Origin of the sequence: Stappia stellulata (genome assembly GCF_020176715.1) — a bacterium.
In the GTDB taxonomy this organism is placed as follows: Bacteria; Pseudomonadota; Alphaproteobacteria; order Rhizobiales; family Stappiaceae; genus Stappia.
Window position 1 is genome coordinate 139,724 of record NZ_JAIVMF010000002.1, and the last position, 17,268, is coordinate 156,991.

Below are 17,268 nucleotides of genomic sequence, written 5' to 3' on the forward strand. Positions count from 1 at the left end.
AACCATGAATTACGGTCGCTTTTTTGCAATGATCGCCACATCGACGGTGGTGATGTTCGGGCTGATGTATCTGAACACCTATCTCGTCGGCCACGCGTTCTGGTCTGAGACCCGCGCCTATATGGCACTGGTCATGGGGGCGACGATGGCGATCATCATGCTCGCCTACATGCTGTCGATGTATACGGACCGGCGTTTGAACATCGCGATCTTCACGGGGTCTGTGGTGGTCTTCGCTGTCGCGCTGTGGCTCGTCCGCAGCCAGATAACCGTCGGGGACCGCAGCTACATGAGCGCGATGATCCCGCATCACTCCATCGCGATCATGACCTCAAGCCGCGCCGATATCCGCGATGCGCGTGTTCGCACCCTGGCCGATGACATCATTTACGCCCAGGACAAGGAGATTGCCGAGATGCGGTATCTCATCGCGGATATCGACGCCAATGGCCGAAAGACCTTCGCAGGCGAGCGCGAACCGGCCTCGCTCGTCACTGCCGAGGAGGCGCTTGCCAGCGAGAGCGTATCGACGGTGGATCCGGAATTCCTGAGCGATGCGGAAATCGCCGCAGCCTTTCCCGACGGCAACATCGCCTGCCGCTTCACCTACACCGAGGACAGCCCTCCCGTGCTGGTCGTCGCGGAGAACACCGAGGGACCGGCCGCACTCGTCAAGATCAGCGGGGATCTCGTCCGTCTGTCCGGTGGCGACGCTGCCGGGACGAGCGGTGCCGGTTTCGAGGCCGGGCCGCTTGCCGCCACGCTCCGCCCGACCGGAGACGGAGGCCTGTTCGACTTGGTCGTAAGTGCGGGGTCGGAGTACCGGGCCGGGTTCCGGGGCCAGTATGTCTGCGCGGGCCAATAGGAGAGCACCATGACGAAGGACACACCCCAAACCGCACGGCTTTACCGGATGGTGATGCCGGATCACCTCTGCCCGTTCGGCCTGAAAACGAAGGACCTGCTGCAACGGCAGGGGTTCAAGGTGGAGGATCACCCGCTCACCACCCGCGATGAGACCGATGCCTTTCTGGAGGCGGAGGGCGTCGAGACGACGCCCCAGGTCTTCATCGGCGACGCGCGGATCGGCGGCTATGAGGAGTTGCGGGTGCACCTGGGGCTCGACCCGCCGCCGGAAGAGCAGAGCGATACGAGCTACCAGCCGGTCGTCGCGATCTTTTCCGTCGCGGCCCTGCTCGCGCTGGGCCTGTCGTTTCACCAGTATGGAACCGTGCTCAGCTTGCGGGCGGTCGAATGGTTCATCTCGCTGTCGATGACGATCCTGGCGGTGCAGAAGCTGCAGGATGTGGAGAGTTTCTCCACCATGTTCCTGAACTACGACCTGCTGGCGCGCCGCTTCGTTCCTTACGCAAAGGTCTATCCCTTCGGCGAGGCGCTTGCCGGCATCCTGATGACCGCGGGTGTGTTTGTCTGGATTTCCGCGCCGGTTGCCCTGGTCATTGGCACGGTGGGGGCGGTGAGTATCTTCAAGGCGGTCTATATCGACAGGCGCGAGCTCAAGTGCGCCTGCGCCGGCGGCAATACATCGGTGCCACTTGGGTTCGTCTCGCTGACGGAAAGCCTGATGATGATGGCGATGGGGCTGTGGATGCCGGTGCGGGCATTTCTGCTTTGAACCCGGCCTCCGGGCTTGACCTTCCCCCTGCTGGACGTCGCCAGGGTGCATGGAAGGGCGGCGCCTCCTTCCAGCAACAGGTTTCATGAGGAAATCCGCAGCCGTCGTCGTTTGGAGCAGGCATGACGGAGTACCGGAAAGACAGCATCACCCTGCCGGGTGCCGTGGCGATGGGAACGGGCGTGATGATCGGCGCCGGCATTCTCGCCCTCACCGGGCAGATGGCGGAACTGGCGGGGCCGCTGTTTCCGCTGTCCTTCCTCGCCGGCGCGTTCGTTACGGCCTTCAGCGCTTATAGCTACATCAAGGTGTCGAACGCCTTTCCGTCCGCCGGCGGCATCGCGATGATCCTCGTCAAGGCCTATGGGCCGACGACGGTCGCGGCCGGGGCCGCGCTGCTGATGGCGCTGTCGATGGTCATCAACGAAAGCCTGGTGGCGCGGACCTTCGCGTCCTACACGCTGCGGGGGTTCGGTGTGGAGCCCGGCGGCTGGCCGGCGGCCGCGCTCGGCGTCGCGGTGATCGTTTTCGCCTGGCTGGTCAATGTTTCGGGCAACCGCTCGGTCAGCATCTTCTCCGTGCTGATGGCGGTCCTGAAGGTCGGCGGCATCGCCCTGTTCGGCGTGGCGGCGCTCTGGGCCGGCGGTTTGAGCTTCGAGCCAGCGGGAGGGGACGCGGGGGCCGGCGGATTTCTCGCCTCGGTCGCGCTTGCGGTTCTGGCGTTCAAGGGGTTCACCACGATCACCAACAGCGGCGCGGAGATCACCCGGCCGCACCGCAACGTCGGGCGCGCGATCATCCTTTCCATCGCGATCTGCGTGGTGGTCTACCTGCTTGTCGCCCTTGCGGTCGGTGCAAGCCTGCCGCTGGAGCGCATCATTGCCGCCAAGGATTATGCGCTGGCCGAAGCGGCGGAACCGGCGCTCGGCCGGACCGGCTTTTATCTCACGGTCGCGCTGGCCGTCGTCGCCACGGCTTCCGGGCTCATCGCCAGCGTCTTCGCCGTATCGCGCATGCTGGCGATGCTCACCGACATGGAGCTGATCCCGCACCGCCACTTCAAGATGCCCGGCGGCGTCCAGGACCACACGCTGGTCTATACGGTCGTGATTGCCGGGCTGCTGACGGTCTTCTTCGACCTCAGCCGGATCGCGTCGCTCGGCGTGTTCTTCTATCTGGTGATGGACATGCTGGTTCACTGGGGCGTTTTCCGCAGCCTGCGCGAAGAGATCGGTGCGCGGGCGGAAATCCTGCTGACGGCGATCGCGCTCGATGTGCTCGTGCTGTCGGCCTTCGCCGCGCTGAAATGGCAGACGGATCCGGTGATCGTCGCGATTGCGGTCGGCGGCATGGCGGCGGTTTTCCTGTTCGTGGGAGTGTTCCTGCGGCTCCATCCGCCGTCCGGGGAGCATCACGGCCACCGGTAGACGTCGGGCGCTTGCGTCTCGCGATGGAGAGCGGGGCGAGCCTTGACCTTCCTGTGACTGGAGGGTGCAGCGTGGCCGTCAAATCAGCTAGGAGCCTGAAATGACGCAAGATGCCCATACCCACCATCACCACGGCGACCACGCCGATGGGAATTGCGGGCACACGCAGACGCACGCGGAATCGGGCGAGGGCAGCGTGACGGACCCGGTCTGCGGCATGTCGGTCACCCCCGGGCCGCAGGCCCGCTCGCGCGACTATGATAGCCAGACCTTTTACTTCTGTTCCCACGGCTGCCAGACCAAGTTCGACGCGGATCCGTATTTCTATGCCTCCGGCAATGCTGGAAAGGTAGAGAAGGCGGCCGCTCCGGGATCGCAATGGACCTGCCCGATGCATCCGGAGATTATCCGCGACGAACCCGGGTCCTGCCCGATCTGCGGCATGGCGCTGGAGCCGATGGTTCCCACCGACGAGCCGAGCGAGGAACTGACGGATTTCACGAGGCGGATGTGGATCAGCTCCGTTGCCGCCGTGCCGCTGGTGATCCTGACGATGGGCGAGACTTTCGGACTGCCCGTGCGCGACTGGATCGGCCATCAGTTCTCCGTCTATCTGGAATTCGTGCTTGCCACGCCCATCGTGCTGTGGGCGGCCCTGCCGTTCTTCCAGCGCGGGGTGAGCTCCATCGTCAACCGCTCGCCCAACATGTGGACGCTGATTTCGCTCGGCGTCGGCGCGGCCTATCTCTATTCGCTGGTCGCCACCTTCCTGCCCGGCGTGTTTCCGGACCAGTACCGGATGACCGGAGGGATGGTCGGCACCTATTTCGAGGCCGCGGTGGTGATCATCGCGCTGGTCTTTGTCGGCCAGGTCCTGGAGCTGCGCGCCCGCGAGCGCACCGGGGACGCGATCAAGGCGCTGATGGATCTGGCGCCCAAGACCGCCCGACGCATCCTGCCCGACGGGTCGGAATATGATGCCCCGCTGGAGAACATCGTCGCCGGCGATCTCTTGCGGGTGCGTCCTGGCGACAGCGTGCCGGTGGACGGGGAGGTCGTGGAGGGACGCTCCGCAATCGACGAGAGCATGATCACCGGCGAATCCGTCCCGATCGAGAAAACCGAGGGCGACCGGGTCACCGGTGGCACGATCAACAAGAACGGGACGCTTGCGATCCGCGCGACCGACGTCGGCGCCGACACCGTGTTGGCGCAGATCGTCGAGATGGTTGCCGGCGCGCGGCGCTCCAAGGCGCCGATCCAGGGTCTCGCCGACCGCGTTTCCGAAGTCTTCGTTCCCACCGTCGTTGTCATCGCCATCGTCTCCTTCGTGACCTGGCTTGTCGTCGGTCCGGATCCGGCCTTCGTCTTCGCGATTGCCGCCGCCGTTTCGGTGCTGATCATCGCCTGTCCCTGCGCGCTCGGACTGGCCACGCCGATCTCGATCACCACCGCGGCCGGTCGCGGCGCCCAGGCCGGCGTCCTGATCAAGGATGCGGAGGCGCTCGAACGCATGGCCCGCGTCGACACGCTCGTCGTCGACAAGACCGGGACGCTGACGGAGGGCAAGCCGAAGCTGACCGACGTGGTGGCGCTTGCTGGCTTTTCGCAAGAGGAGGTTCTCGCCAATGCGGCGGCGCTCGAGCGTGGCTCGGAGCACCCTCTGGCCGATGCGATCATCGAGGGCGCGCGTCACCGCGGCGTGCCGATGGCCAAGACATCCGACTTCGAGGCGGTGACCGGCAAGGGCGTCACCGGCCAGGTGGAGGAGCGCGAGGTGGCCCTCGGCAACGCCGCGCTGATGCAGGCGCTGGGGATCGACACGGCCGCAGCCGACGACCAGGCCGATGCGTTGCGCACGGAGGGAAAGACCGCGATGTATATCGCGCTGGACGGTCAACTGGCCGGACTGGTCGCGGTTGCCGATCCGATCAAGGAGACGACGGAGGCGGCGATCCGCGAGCTGCACCGTCAGGGCCTGCGTGTCATCATGGCGACCGGCGACAACCAGCGCACCGCCGAGGCTGTGGCCTCCCGGCTCGGCATCGACGAGGTGCGCGCTGGCGTCTTGCCGGAGGACAAGAAGACGCTGGTGGACGAATTGCGCGCGAAGGGCGCGCGCATTGCCATGGCCGGTGACGGTGTGAACGACGCGCCCGCCCTGGCGGCGGCGGATGTCGGGATCGCTATGGGAACCGGCGCGGATGTCGCCGTCGAAAGTGCCGGGCTGACGCTGCTCGGCGGCGATCTGTCGGGCATCGTGCGCGCCCGCGTTCTGGCGAAGGCAACGCTCAGGAACATCAAGCAGAACCTGTTCTTCGCCTTCATCTACAATGCCGCCGGCGTTCCGATCGCGGCCGGCGTGCTCTATCCCGTCTTCGGTCTGGTGCTGTCGCCGATGATCGCGGCCGCCGCCATGTCGCTCTCCTCCGTGTCGGTGATCACCAATGCGCTGCGGCTGCGGCGCCTGAAGCTGTGAGTGAGTCGCATCCGCCCGAGAGCGGTCTCCGCCGAAGCCGTTTCAGAGAGGAGGGGGCACACAGATGATCTCCGGCAAGGGCGGCCTTGTTGCCGGTGCGGCTGTTCTTGGCGGGACAGCCCTTGTCGTCGCGGGGTTGGGAGCGGGATGGTACGGCGATGCGGCGTCGGGCGAGGGGCGCGATCTGTCGCGCGGGGCGGCGATCTATGCCGAGGCTTGCACGTCCTGCCATGGGGCGAGCCTCCAAGGGCAGGGGGACTGGCAGACGCCGGGTCCGGACGGTCGGCTTCCCGCGCCGCCGCACGACGAGACCGGGCACACCTGGCATCATTCCGATCGTCTGCTTCTCGACATCATGCGACGGGGCACCGCGGCCGTTGTCGGCGGTGGATACGCAAGCGACATGCCGGGGTTCGGCGACGTTTACTCGGATGAGGAATTGCGGGACGTGCTCGCCTGGATCAAGACGCATTGGCCGGAGCGGGAGCGCGCCTTTCAGGCGGAGGCGTCGGCGCGCGATTCCGCCAGTTGATAGGCAGCGGCCGCCGGGAGCGATCCCGGCGGCCGTTTCTCCGTCTTGGCGTTTTCGAGCAGGTGACTATTCCGCCGGCGTCTTGGCCGGAGCCTCGTCGACGCTTACGTCCGCATCCTTGGCCGGTCGCTTGCCGTCAAGCGGGACGCGGGCGAAGGCGCGCATCACGAAGACGTAGAACACCGGAACGAAGAAGATCGCGAGCACCGTGCCGGAGATCATGCCGCCCATCACGCCGGTGCCGATGGCGTTCTGGCTGCCGGCACTGGCGCCGTTGGCGATTGCCAGCGGGGTGACGCCGAGAGTGAAGGCGAGCGAGGTCATCAGGATCGGCCGGAAGCGCAGATGCGCGGCCTCCACGGTCGCCTCGTACATGGTCTTGCCTTCCGCCATCAGGTCCTTGGCGAACTCGATGATCAGGATCGCGTTCTTGGCCGAAAGGCCGACAATGGCGATCAGGCCGACGGTGAAATAGACGTCGTTCGGCATGCCCCTGAGCGTCACCGCAGCCACCGAGCCGATGACGCCGAGCGGTACGACCAGCATGACCGCAAAGGGGATCGACCAGCTCTCGTAAAGCGCCGCGAGCAAAAGGAACACGAACAGGATGCTGAGGCCGATCAGGAAGGGCGCCTGAGAGCCCGACTGGATCTCCTGCAGCGACTGGCCGGTCCATTCGTAACCGAAACCGGCGGGCAGCGAGGCCGCGATCCGCTCCATCTCGGCGATCGCGTCGCCCGAGGAATAGCCGGGCGCTGCCTGACCGGAGATGCGGATCGAGGGATAGCCGTTGTAGCCGACGATCTGCGACGGGCCCTTCACCCAGTTCACCGTGGCAAAGGCCGACAGCGGAACCATGCCGCCATTGGTGTTGCGCACGGTCAGGTCCAGCAGGTCGTCCGTCTGCATCCGGGCGTCCTGATCGGCCTGTACGGTGACCCGCTGCATGCGGCCCGAGTTGGGGAAGTCGTTGACATAGCTCGAGCCGAGATGGGCCGAGACGGTGGCGTTGATGTCGGCGAAGGCGACGCCGAAGGCATTGGCCTTCTCGCGGTCGACCTCAAGGTCCACCTGCGCGGCATCCGGCAGGCCGTCGATGCGAAGGCCGGTCAGGACCGGATTCTCGCGCGCCGCCGCCATCAACTGGTCGCGGGCAGCGGCAAGCGCGTCGGTGCCGCGTCCGCCCCGGTCCTGGAGACGGAACGAAAAGCCGTTGGACGTGCCGAGCCCCTGGATCGCTGGCGGCGACAGGGCAAAGGAGATCGCGTCCTTCAATCCGAAGAGCTGGCCGTTCGCCCGCCCTGCGATCGCGCTTGCGGAATCCTCGGGACCGCGTTCCGCCCAGTCCTTCAGGGTCACGAAGGCGAGGCCGGCGTTCTGGCCGGTTCCCGAGAAGCTGAAGCCGAGAATGCCGACGATGCGCGACACCGCGCTTTCCTTGCCGAAAATCTCCTCGACCTGCTGGATCACCTCCAGCGTCCGGTTGGCGCTCGCCTCGGGCGGCGCCTGGATATTGACCAGCAGGTAGCCCTGGTCCTCGTTCGGCAGGAAGGACGACGGAAGGCGGGTGTAGGCCCAGCCGAGACCGACCAGCAGGGCCAGATAGATGACCATCATCCGCCCGGCGCGGCGTGACAGCCAGCCCACGGATGCGCTGTAGCCGCTTGTGGTGCGGGCAAAGCCCCGGTTGAACCAGCCGAAGAAGCCCTTCTTCTCGTGGTGTCCCTCGGGAATCGGTTTCAGCATGCTGGCGCAAAGCGCCGGCGTGAAGGAGAGCGCCAGGAAGCCGGAGAACAGGATCGACACGACCATGGTCAGGCTGAACTGCTGGTAGATGATGCCGACGGCGCCGGGGAAAAAGGCCATCGGCACGAAGACGGCGGTCAGCACCAGGGTGATGCCGATGATCGCGCCGGAAATTTGCGTCATCGCCTTGCGGGTGGCCGCGCGCGGGGAGAGGCCTTCCTCGGCCATGATGCGCTCGACGTTTTCGACCACGACGATGGCGTCGTCCACCAGAATGCCGATGGCGAGCACCATGGCAAACATCGTCAGCACGTTGATCGAGAACCCGGCGGCGAGCATCACCGCGCAGGTGCCGAGCAGGGCGACCGGAACCACCAGGGTCGGAATCACCGTGTAGCGGAAACTCTGCAGGAAGAGGAACATCACCACGAAGACAAGGGCGACCGCCTCGAGCAGCGTGTAGATCACCTTCTCGATCGACGCCTCGACAAAGGGCGAGGTGTCATAGGGGATCTCGTAGGCGATGCCGGGCGGGAAGAACTGCGCGAGTTCCTCCATCTTGGCGCGGACCGCTTCCGAGGTCGCCAGCGCGTTGCCGGTCGACGACAGCTGGACGCCGATGGCGGCGCTCGGCCGGCCGTTCAGCCGGGTGGAGAAATTGTAGCTCTCGCCGCCGATCTCGACCCTTGCGACATCCGAGAGCCGCACGGTGGAGCCGTCCGGATTGGCGCGCAGCACCACGGCGCCGAACTCCTCGGCCGAGGTCAGCTGCCCCTTGACCAGAACCGTGGCGGAGATCTGCTGGGTCACCGGATTGGGCTGGGCGCCGATACGTCCGGCGGCGACCTGCGCATTCTGGGACTGGATCGCCGCGATCACGTCGCTCGCCGTCAGATTGAGGCCGAGCATCTTGTCCGGATCCATCCAGACCCGCATCGAGCGCTGGGTGGCGAAGAGCTGGGCGCTGCCGACGCCGTCGACGCGGCGGATCTCGCCGACCACGTTCCGGCTGAGGTAGTCGCCGAGGTCGACCACGTCGAGGCTGCCGTCCGTCGAGGTGACGGAGACCACCATCAGGAAGCCGGCGCCGGCCTGTTCGATGCGGATGCCCTGCTGCGTCACCGTCCGCGGCAGGCGCGGCTCGACGCGGCGGATGCTGTTCTGCACGTCGACGGCCGCCTGCGAAATCTCCGTGCCGGGCGCGAAGGTGGCGGTGATCGAGATCCGCCCCGAGCTCTCGGAGGTGGATTCGAAATAGATCAGCCCCTCGACGCCGTTGAGCTCCTCCTCGATCGGCCGGGTGACGCTCAGATAGGCGTCTTCGGGCGACACGCCCGGATAGTTGGTCTGGATCGAGATCTGCGGCGGGGCGACGGTCGGATATTGGGCCACCGGCATGAAGGGGATCGCGATCACGCCGGCGAGCGTGATGAAAATCGCGATAACCCAGGCGAAGACCGGCCGGTCGATGAAAAAGGACGGCATGCGATCACATCCTGCTGGACCGGGGGCAGACATGGCGCCGATGCGCCGTCATCCGGTCCGTGTGTCATGGTGGAAGGGAGCTGCCGGGGAAACTGGCGCGGTCCCGTCCGGGGTTCACTTTGCGGCGAGATCCGCCGTTTCCGCCTCGGCCTTCCAGGGGGTCGGGGCCAGCGGCGCGCCGGGCCTCAGCTTCTGGAAGCCCTCGACGATTACCTTGTCGCCGGGCGCGAGGCCTTTCGAGATGATCCAGCGTGTTCCGACAACCCGCCCGGTTTCCACGGAACGCAGTTCCGCCTTGTCGTCGGCGCCGACCAGATAGATCTGCGCCTGTCCGCCGGCATTGCGCTGCACCGCCTGCTGAGGAACGGCGATCGCGTTCTTCTCCTCGCCCTGTTCGATCAGGACGCGCACATACATCCCCGGCAGAAGATCGCCGTCGGGGTTGGGGAACTGGCCGCGCAGGGTGATCTGCCCGGTGGTCGTATCGACCGTCGCTTCGGAAAACAGCAGCAGGCCGGGATGCGAATATTTCTGACCGTCGTCGAGAAGCAGGCGCACCGTCGCCTGACCGGACCGCGGTCCGTTCAGGGCGCCGACATCAAGCGCGCGGCGCAGGCGCAGCGTCTGGTTGGCCGACTGGGTGAAGTCCGCATAGACCGGATCGAGCTGCTGGATCGTCGCCAGCACCTCGCCGGAGGGGTCGACCAGGGCGCCCTCGGTGAGCAGCGCCCGGCCGATGCGGCCTGAAATCGGGGCGCGCACTTCGGAAAACTGCAGGTTCAGCTCGGCCGCGTCGAGACCGGCCCGCGCCAGCGCCACGTCGGCATCGGCCTGGGCAAGCTGCGCGGTGGCGCTTTCGAAGGCCTGTGCGCTGGTCACCTTGCGATTGCGCAGCTCTTCCTGCCGCTCCGCCTGCTGGCGGGCCTGAAGCTGTGTGGCCTCGGCGCGTTGCAGCGTCGCCTTGGCACTTGCCACCTGCACGCGGAAGGTGCGGGGGTCGATGCGATAGAGAACGTCTCCCTCCTTCACCACCGATCCTTGCTCGAAGACGCGTTCGACCAGGATGCCGGAGACGCGCGGGCGCACCTCGGCGATCCGCGTCGGTGCAATGCGACCCGGCAGCTCGTTGGTGATCGGGATGGTCTCGGCCGCGACTTCCACGAAGCTCACGGCGGTGGGCGGCATCGCCCTGGGAGCGCTCGAGGCGCTCTTGTCGGAGGCATCATTGCAACCGGCGAGAAAGGCTGCGCTGAGGAAAATGGCTGTCAGTTTCCGGTACATGTCGTCGACCTTTCGGGGGGAGAGGCAGGGGCCGGATCCTGATCCACCAGCCAGCCAATCTCCGCAATGAAACGGGCGCGCTCCTCGGGCGCCCAGGTGTGCAGACCGAGCCACTCCAGGGACATCAGTCCCTCAAGGGCGAGAAAGGCGAGCAGCGCGCCGCGCGGCTTGCGCGACGTCTCCTCCACCTCGGCAATGCGTTCGCGATAGGCCAGGGCAACGGGTTTGCGCAGGTCCGCGTCCTGGGCAAGCGACGCGAGAAGGCCGAGCGCAATGGCGCGATCCTCGTCGGTGAGCGAGTGGGAGGCGACGGAAATGCGCGCGCGGATCGCCGCATCCGCCTCTTCACCAAACTCTTTCGCCGCCTCGCTCTCACAAGTGCGATGGGCCGCCAGGCGCCGTTCGAGAACCGCTTTGATCAGGGCCTGTTTGGTCTTGTAGTCGTAGAGGACGCTCGCCTTGCTGATTCCGGCAGCGCAGGCGACCGCATCCAGCGTCAGCCGGGCGGCGCCGTCGCGCATCACAACCTGCTCGGCTGCATCGAGAACCGCATCGGGTTCGATGGTGCGTTTGCGTCCCATTGGTTTCCAGGAATTATTTCCGACCGGATGGTTATATATGCGGTTCCAAACCTCCGGCAATTCTTTTTTGCAGTGCAGCAGGATTGCAGCTAGCGGGCGTCCGGTGTGCGCGCCCTTGCTGTCGGCGGCAACCGTTCCAGTTTCACAAAGGGTTGTTTTTCCACGGATCGGAGTTTCAAAGGTGTGGTAACGCCTTTCGCGGACGCAAGCCGGGATATTGAGAGTGCGACAGATCGAAGGAAGACGAGACATGTGCGAGCGCATCGCGGCAACGGGAGAGACGCCATCATGAAGGCCGGGCCGCTTTCGACCCTGAACAGGCAGATCGGCGTGCATGTCAGCGCGCTGACGGCGACCAAGACGGCGGACGGCCTGATCGACCCGAAGCTTGTGCTTGCCTGGTTGATGAGTTCGCTCGGCGCGCCGGGCTTTCTGATCGGCCTGCTCGTTCCCATCCGCGAGGCAGGCTCGTTGCTCCCGCAGCTCCTCATTGCGAAGAGCGTTCAGCGCACGGCACGGAAAAAATACTGGTGGGCGGCGGGATCGGCCGTGCAGGGCCTGGCCGCCTTCGCGATCGCGGCGAGCGCGTTGCTGCTGACCGGCAGCGCCGCGGGCTGGGCCATTGTCGCCTCGCTCGCGCTCCTCGCGGTGGCGCGCTCCGCCTGCTCCGTCAGCTACAAGGACGTTCTGGCGCGCACCGTCGAGAAGGGGCAGCGCGGCCGTGTCTCCGGCCTCGCCGGCACGGCCTCGGCAATTGCCGTTTTCGCATTCGCGATCCTGTTGTCGACCGGACTGCTTCCGCGCGAGCCTCGGGTGATCGCGGGAGCCATCGCGCTTGCCGGGGGGCTTTGGGTGTTTGCTGCCGCCGTGTTCTGCCTGCTGGAGGAAACGCCGAATGGCGAGGACAAAGCGTCCGGCGACGCGCTGGCTGCCATGCTGCGGCCGTTGCGCGAGGACGGGGAACTGCGGACCTATATCGCCACGCGCGGGCTTTTGATCTCGACCGCGCTCGCCCCGCCGTTCCTGGTCATGCTGGGGAACGCCGGCGAGGCCGCATTCGGCAACCTCGGGCTGTTGATTCTGGCGTCCTCCATCGCCGCAATCGTGTCGTCCTATGTGTGGGGCGCGCTTTCCGACCGGTCGAGCCGGCAGACGCTGATGCTGGCGGGCTTGCTGTCGGGCCTGACCCTGGCGGCCGCGTCGCTGACCGCCTTTGCTTCCTCGTCCACGGTCGCAGGCCTGGCGGTCGCCGGCTTCGTCTTCCTGGCCCAGATCGCCTATCAGGGCGCGCGTGGCGGTCGAAAGACGCATCTCACGGACATGGATACCCGCGACCGCAAGTCGATCTATACCGCCTTGTCGAATTCGGTGATCGGGCTGCTCTTGCTCGCGGGCGGGGCGTTTGGCCTGCTCGCCGACTGGGCCGGACCGGAGACCGTCCTCGCCGTGCTCGCCGCCATGAGCCTGCTGTCGTGCGCCACCGCCTTCGGATTGTCGGAGGTCCAGCGCGACACGGACTGACGGGGCGCGCCGGCGCTTGGCGTCCTACGTCTTCGGGTCCTGGAAGCCCGCCTTTCGGTGGGCGGCCTCGACGCCGTTGAAAAAGACCTCCACGGCGTTTTCCGCGGCCGCGCCAAGATCGATGTCCGTCGTCACGTTGTACACGAAGCGGCGGATCGCGATGTAGAAGATGCCGCCGTGAAGGCCCCAGAGCAGCTCCAGTTCCTGATCGCTCGGCGGGCTTTTCGCGATGTCCTGGCCAAGATCGTGACGCAGCTCCAGCGCGGCCGGCAGGATCACCTTGTCGCGGATCAGGGACAGGTAGCGCTGGGTGAGGTCGTAGGATTTCAGGCCGGACGACACGAAAATGCGGACCCAGTCGTAATCGAACACCCGCTCCGCATACTCGCGATAGAACTGGGTCAGCCGGTCCTTCAGGGGGCGCTCGCGATTGACGATCAGCGTTTCCCAGGCCGGGTTCCAGCGGCGCAGGTAGATGTGCTCGTAGACCCGCTCGATCAGGGCGTCCTTGCTGTCGAAATGCTTGTAGATCACCGCATGAGAGATCCCCATCCGCTTCGCCAGTTCGCGGGTCTGGCCCTCGAACCCGCATTCGGCGAAAAACCGGACGGCTTCCTCGACAATCAGTTTTTCGCGATCTTGCGCGCGCATGTTCTTGCGGCGCGGTGCGGCGGGCGGGCGGTCGTCTTTGGCAGGCGGCATCGGTCTCTCTTGCGGTTGGCCGTGTTTTAGCAAGTCCACAGGAAGTGACCAAGTGGTCATTTTTTGCTTGATCCGCAAGCCGATGTGGGACTACAAAAGTGACCAGTTGGTTACTAATGCGGCCACAAGACCGCACCCGGGGGGATTTGCATGAAATCACCGGCTTTCGATTACATTCGGGCCAGGTCCGTTGCCCATGCGCTGGAGACCTATCGCTCGCTGGACGGCGAGGGGGTCTATCTCGCTGGCGGCCACAGCGTCGTGCCCTCGCTGACGCTGCGCCTGCAGGCGCCGGCGGCGCTGATCGATCTGTCCGGCATCGACGCGCTCACAGGGATCTCTCTCGACGACGGCTGGTTGCGCATCGGCGCGATGACCCGCCATGCCGAGGTCGCTGCCGACCCGATGATCCGCGACCATGCGCATCTCTTCCATCTGGCGGCCCCTCATGTCGCGCATCCCGCGATCCGCAACCGGGGCACCATCGGCGGCAGTCTCTCGCTCGCCGACCCGGCGTCGGAGTTTCCCGCCGTCGCGCTGGCGCTGCGTGCGGAGATGGAGGTCGCGGGCCATGACGGTGTCCGCCGGGTCAAGGCGGATGACTTCTTTCTCGATATCTACGAGACGGCGATGGATCCTGGCGAAATCCTCCAGGCCATTCTTGTCCCGCCGGTGCGGGCGGGGGACGTCGCGGTCTTCGATGAACTGGCACGCCGCCGGGGCGATTACGCGATGGTCGGCGCCGCGGTGCAGGCCATGGTCGACGCGGGGCGCGTCGCGGACATCAGCATTGCGTTCTTCTCCGTCGGCAACAAACCGACCCGCGCGGGCGCGGCGGAAAGCGCGTTGCGCGGCGCCCGGCTGGACGATGCCACCATCGCGGCGGCGCAGTCCGCGCTGGACGCGGACCTCGATCCGTCCGACGAGCCGCAGATGCCGGCCTCGGTGCGGCGACATCTGGCGCGTGTGCTGCTCGGGCGGCTTTTGGGACATCTGGGAACGACGGCATGACCATGGACATCGAACTCACCGTCAACGGCGAGCATGTGCGCGAGAGCGTCGAGCCGCGCATGAGCCTTGCGGATTTCCTGCGCGAGCGGCTGCAGCTGACCGGCACCCATCTGGGCTGTGAAATGGGCGCTTGCGGGGCCTGTCTCGTTCTGCTCGGCGGCAAGCCGGTGCACGCCTGCCTCGTTCTGGCGGTCCAGGCGGCGGGCGAGACGGTGGAGACCATCGAGGGCCTGAGCGAAAGCGGCGCGATTGCCGATCTCCAGGCAGCCTTTCACGACCGCAACGCGCTGCAATGCGGCTTCTGCACCACCGGCATGATGGTCAACGCCCACGCGTTGCTCGGCGACAATCCGGCACCCGAGCGCGCGGAGATCCGCGATGCGCTCTCGGGGAACTACTGCCGCTGCACCGGCTATGAGGCGATTGTCGATGCCATCGACGCGACGGCGCGCAAACGTGCAAGCGACGTGGAGGCGCCGGCATGACGCTGCAGGACACGAATACCGCAGCCGCGCGCGCGCCGCATATCGGTCAGGCGCACCGACGCCAGACCGCACGCCGCCACCTTGCCGGGCGGGGGCGGTTCGTCAGCGACATCGTGCTGCCGCGGATGCTTCATGCCGCCTTCGTGCGCTCGCCGATGGCACGCGGACGGATCGTCGAGATCGACACGCGCGACGCCGAGCAATCGCCGGGTGTCGTGCGCGTGTTCACGGCCCGCGATCTCAATCCGTCGTGCAAGCCCTGGACGGGCACGCTCGATCACTTCGCCTCGATGGTGAGTGCACCGCAGAACATCCTCGCCGAGGAGGAGGTGCTGTGGGCTGGTCATCCGGTCGCGATGGTGCTGGCGCGCACGCGTGCGGAGGCGGAAGACGCCTGCGAGCTGGTGATGCTCGACATCGAGGAGGGCGAGGCCTGCGTCGACGGTCACGCGGCGCTTTCCGGCGATGCTCCGCGCGCGGCTCCGGGTCTCGACAGCAACCTGTGTTTTCAAACGGTGCTGGAAACCATGGCGGTGGACGCCGCCTTCGCGGGTGCCGCTCATGTGGTCGAGGGCGATTTCACCTTCGGACGCCATACCGCCGTGACGCTCGAGCCGCGCTCGGTCGTCGCCGATTTCGATGCGGCGAGCGAGCAACTGACCGTTCATCATGGCACCCAGACGCCCTATCAGTTCCAGGACATCTATGCCCGCCACTTCGGGCTTTCCGAAAGCCGCGTCCGGGTGATCGCGCCCGATGTCGGCGGCTCCTTCGGCATGAAGCTGCATCTCTACAACGAGGAAATGGCGGCGGTTGCGGCGAGCCTGAAGCTTGGCCGGCCGGTGAAATTCGTGGCGGACCGGCTGGAAAGCTTCGTCTCCGACATCCATGCCCGCGACCACAAGGTCTCCGCCCGCATGGCGCTCGACGCGGAGGGCACCATCCTGGCGATGGAGGTCGACGACATGACGCAGATCGGCGCCTTTTCGACCTATCCCCGCACCAGTGTCGCGGAGGGCAATCAGGTCGTGCGCCTGATGGGCGCGCCCTACAGGATGCCCGACTATCGCGGGCGCCTGTCCGTCGTCTTCCAGAACAAGGTGCAGACCAGCCAGTACCGCGCCGTCGGTCACCCGATTGCCTGCGCGGTCACCGAGGCGCTGGTCGACAAGGCCGCCGCCAGGCTCGGCGTCGATCCCTTCGAGATCCGCGCCCGGAACGTGGTTCCGGACGATGCCTATCCGTTTGTCTCCGCGACTGGCTACAGCTTCGAGAAACTGTCGCATGAAGCTTGCCTCGCCAAGCTGCGCGACCTGATGGACTATGACGCGCTGCGCGCCGAGCAGGCCGCGCTTCGCGAGCGGGGCATTTATCGCGGCATCGGCATTGCCCCGTTCGTCGAGATCACCAATCCGGGTGCCGCCTTTTATGGCGTCGGCGGCGCGCGGATTTCCGCGCAGGACGGCGCGGTCGTGCGCCTGACGCCCTCCGGCGAGGTGCAATGCGCGATCTCTGTCACCGAGCAGGGGCAGGGGACGGAGACGATCATCTCCCAGATCGTGGCAGACCAGCTCGGTGTGGCGCCCGAGCAGGTGAAGGTCACGACCGGAGATACCGACACCACACCGAGCGGCGGCGCGACCTGGGCATGCCGGGGAGCGGGCATCGGCGGCGAGACGGCCCTGCGTGCCGGACGCAAGCTTCAGGGCCAGATCCTTGCGCTCGCCGGGCAGATCCTGCAAAGCGACCCGGCCGACCTGGCGCTGGCGGACGGCCATGTGGTCGATGCGCAAAGCGGAACCCGCCGCATGCCGCTTGCCGAGATCGGGCGGATTGCGACCTACCGTCCGGACACGCTGCCGGAGGCCGCGGACAACTCCCTGACGGCGGCGGAGCATTTCGCGCCCTCCGGCTATCCGTTCGATTTCACCAACGGCATCCAGGCGAGCCTTGTCGAGGTCGACGTCGAGACCGGCATCGTGCGTTTGCTCAAGCACTGGGTGGTGGAGGATTGCGGCCGGATCATCAATCCGCTGTTGGTCGACGAACAGATCCGCGGCGGTGTCGTGCAGGGGCTGGGTCCGGCTCTCTTCGAGGAATGTCTCTACGACGAGACCGGCCAGATGACCAATGCCTCGCTCGCCGACTATCTCGTGCCGATGGCCTGCGAGATGCCCGACATCGTGATCGGCCATGTGGAGACGCCGACCAACGACACGATTCTCGGCGCGAAAGGCGTCGGCGAGGCGGGAACGGCGGCAGCCGGTGTGGCCGCACTCAATGCCGTCAATGATGCGCTCAGCCCGTTCAAGGCCGAGATCCGCCAGACCCCGATGACGCCCTTGCGCATTCTCGCCGCGCTTGGCCACGTCTGATCATCCG

The 17,268-nt window shown here is 66.2% G+C and carries 13 protein-coding genes; 9 read left to right on the top strand and 4 right to left on the bottom strand.

Features of this window, described 5'->3' with window-relative positions; translation table 11 throughout:
- Positions 1-4: 4 nt before the first annotated feature.
- From LC092_RS03655 to LC092_RS03675, 5 genes are all read left to right on the top strand, one after another.
- Positions 5-865 (top strand): DUF305 domain-containing protein, encoded by an 861-nt coding sequence (locus tag LC092_RS03655; protein ID WP_224805081.1) that lies wholly within the window; start codon positions 5-7, stop codon positions 863-865.
- Positions 866-874: 9 nt separating this feature from the next.
- Positions 875-1,636: a MauE/DoxX family redox-associated membrane protein gene (locus tag LC092_RS03660; protein ID WP_224805082.1), complete on the top strand. Its 762-nt coding sequence runs from the start codon at positions 875-877 to the stop codon at positions 1,634-1,636.
- Between the two features lie 122 nt (positions 1,637-1,758).
- Positions 1,759-3,063, top strand: coding sequence for an APC family permease (locus LC092_RS03665; protein WP_224805083.1), 1,305 nt, complete (start codon positions 1,759-1,761; stop codon positions 3,061-3,063).
- Between the two features lie 100 nt (positions 3,064-3,163).
- Positions 3,164-5,542, top strand: coding sequence for a heavy metal translocating P-type ATPase (locus tag LC092_RS03670; RefSeq protein ID WP_224805084.1), 2,379 nt, complete (start codon positions 3,164-3,166; stop codon positions 5,540-5,542).
- Between the two features lie 64 nt (positions 5,543-5,606).
- Positions 5,607-6,074 (top strand): c-type cytochrome, encoded by a 468-nt coding sequence (locus tag LC092_RS03675; RefSeq protein ID WP_224805085.1) that lies wholly within the window; start codon positions 5,607-5,609, stop codon positions 6,072-6,074.
- 66 nt (positions 6,075-6,140) lie between these two features.
- Here LC092_RS03675 and LC092_RS03680 read toward each other — a convergent pair whose 3' ends face one another.
- The 3 genes from LC092_RS03680 to LC092_RS03690 form a co-directional block, all read right to left on the bottom strand.
- Entirely contained in the window at positions 6,141-9,305 is a 3,165-nt protein-coding gene (locus LC092_RS03680; RefSeq protein ID WP_224805086.1) for an efflux RND transporter permease subunit, read from the bottom strand.
- A 114-nt stretch (positions 9,306-9,419) separates the two neighbouring features.
- On the bottom strand, positions 9,420-10,586 hold the full coding sequence (locus LC092_RS03685; protein WP_224805087.1) for an efflux RND transporter periplasmic adaptor subunit: 1,167 nt from the start codon (positions 10,584-10,586) through the stop codon (positions 9,420-9,422).
- Positions 10,571-11,419 carry a TetR/AcrR family transcriptional regulator gene (locus tag LC092_RS03690; protein ID WP_224805088.1) on the bottom strand — a complete coding sequence of 283 codons (849 nt, stop codon included), beginning with the start codon at positions 11,417-11,419 and terminating at the stop codon, positions 10,571-10,573. The genes LC092_RS03685 and LC092_RS03690 overlap by 16 nt, the downstream gene beginning before the upstream one ends.
- Before the next feature lie 36 nt (positions 11,420-11,455).
- On the opposite strand from LC092_RS03690, the gene LC092_RS03695 reads away from it, so the two are divergent.
- Positions 11,456-12,688 (top strand): MFS transporter permease, encoded by a 1,233-nt coding sequence (locus LC092_RS03695; protein ID WP_224805089.1) that lies wholly within the window; start codon positions 11,456-11,458, stop codon positions 12,686-12,688.
- Between the two features lie 24 nt (positions 12,689-12,712).
- On the opposite strand, the gene LC092_RS03700 is transcribed toward LC092_RS03695, so the two are convergent.
- Complete coding sequence (locus tag LC092_RS03700; RefSeq protein WP_224805090.1) at positions 12,713-13,390, bottom strand: TetR/AcrR family transcriptional regulator; 678 nt, start codon at positions 13,388-13,390, stop codon at positions 12,713-12,715.
- A 150-nt stretch (positions 13,391-13,540) separates the two neighbouring features.
- On the opposite strand from LC092_RS03700, the gene LC092_RS03705 reads away from it, so the two are divergent.
- From LC092_RS03705 to LC092_RS03715, 3 genes are read left to right on the top strand one after another with little or no spacing between them, the layout of a single operon-like run.
- A complete protein-coding gene (locus tag LC092_RS03705) occupies positions 13,541-14,401 on the top strand; it encodes an FAD binding domain-containing protein (RefSeq protein ID WP_224805091.1) in 861 nt (286 codons plus the stop codon).
- Entirely contained in the window at positions 14,398-14,886 is a 489-nt protein-coding gene (locus LC092_RS03710) for a (2Fe-2S)-binding protein (RefSeq protein WP_224805092.1), read from the top strand. The genes LC092_RS03705 and LC092_RS03710 overlap by 4 nt, the downstream gene beginning before the upstream one ends.
- Positions 14,883-17,261: a xanthine dehydrogenase family protein molybdopterin-binding subunit gene (locus LC092_RS03715; RefSeq protein ID WP_224805093.1), complete on the top strand. Its 2,379-nt coding sequence runs from the start codon at positions 14,883-14,885 to the stop codon at positions 17,259-17,261. Before LC092_RS03710 ends, LC092_RS03715 begins: the two co-directional genes overlap by 4 nt.
- Positions 17,262-17,268 lie beyond the last annotated feature (7 nt).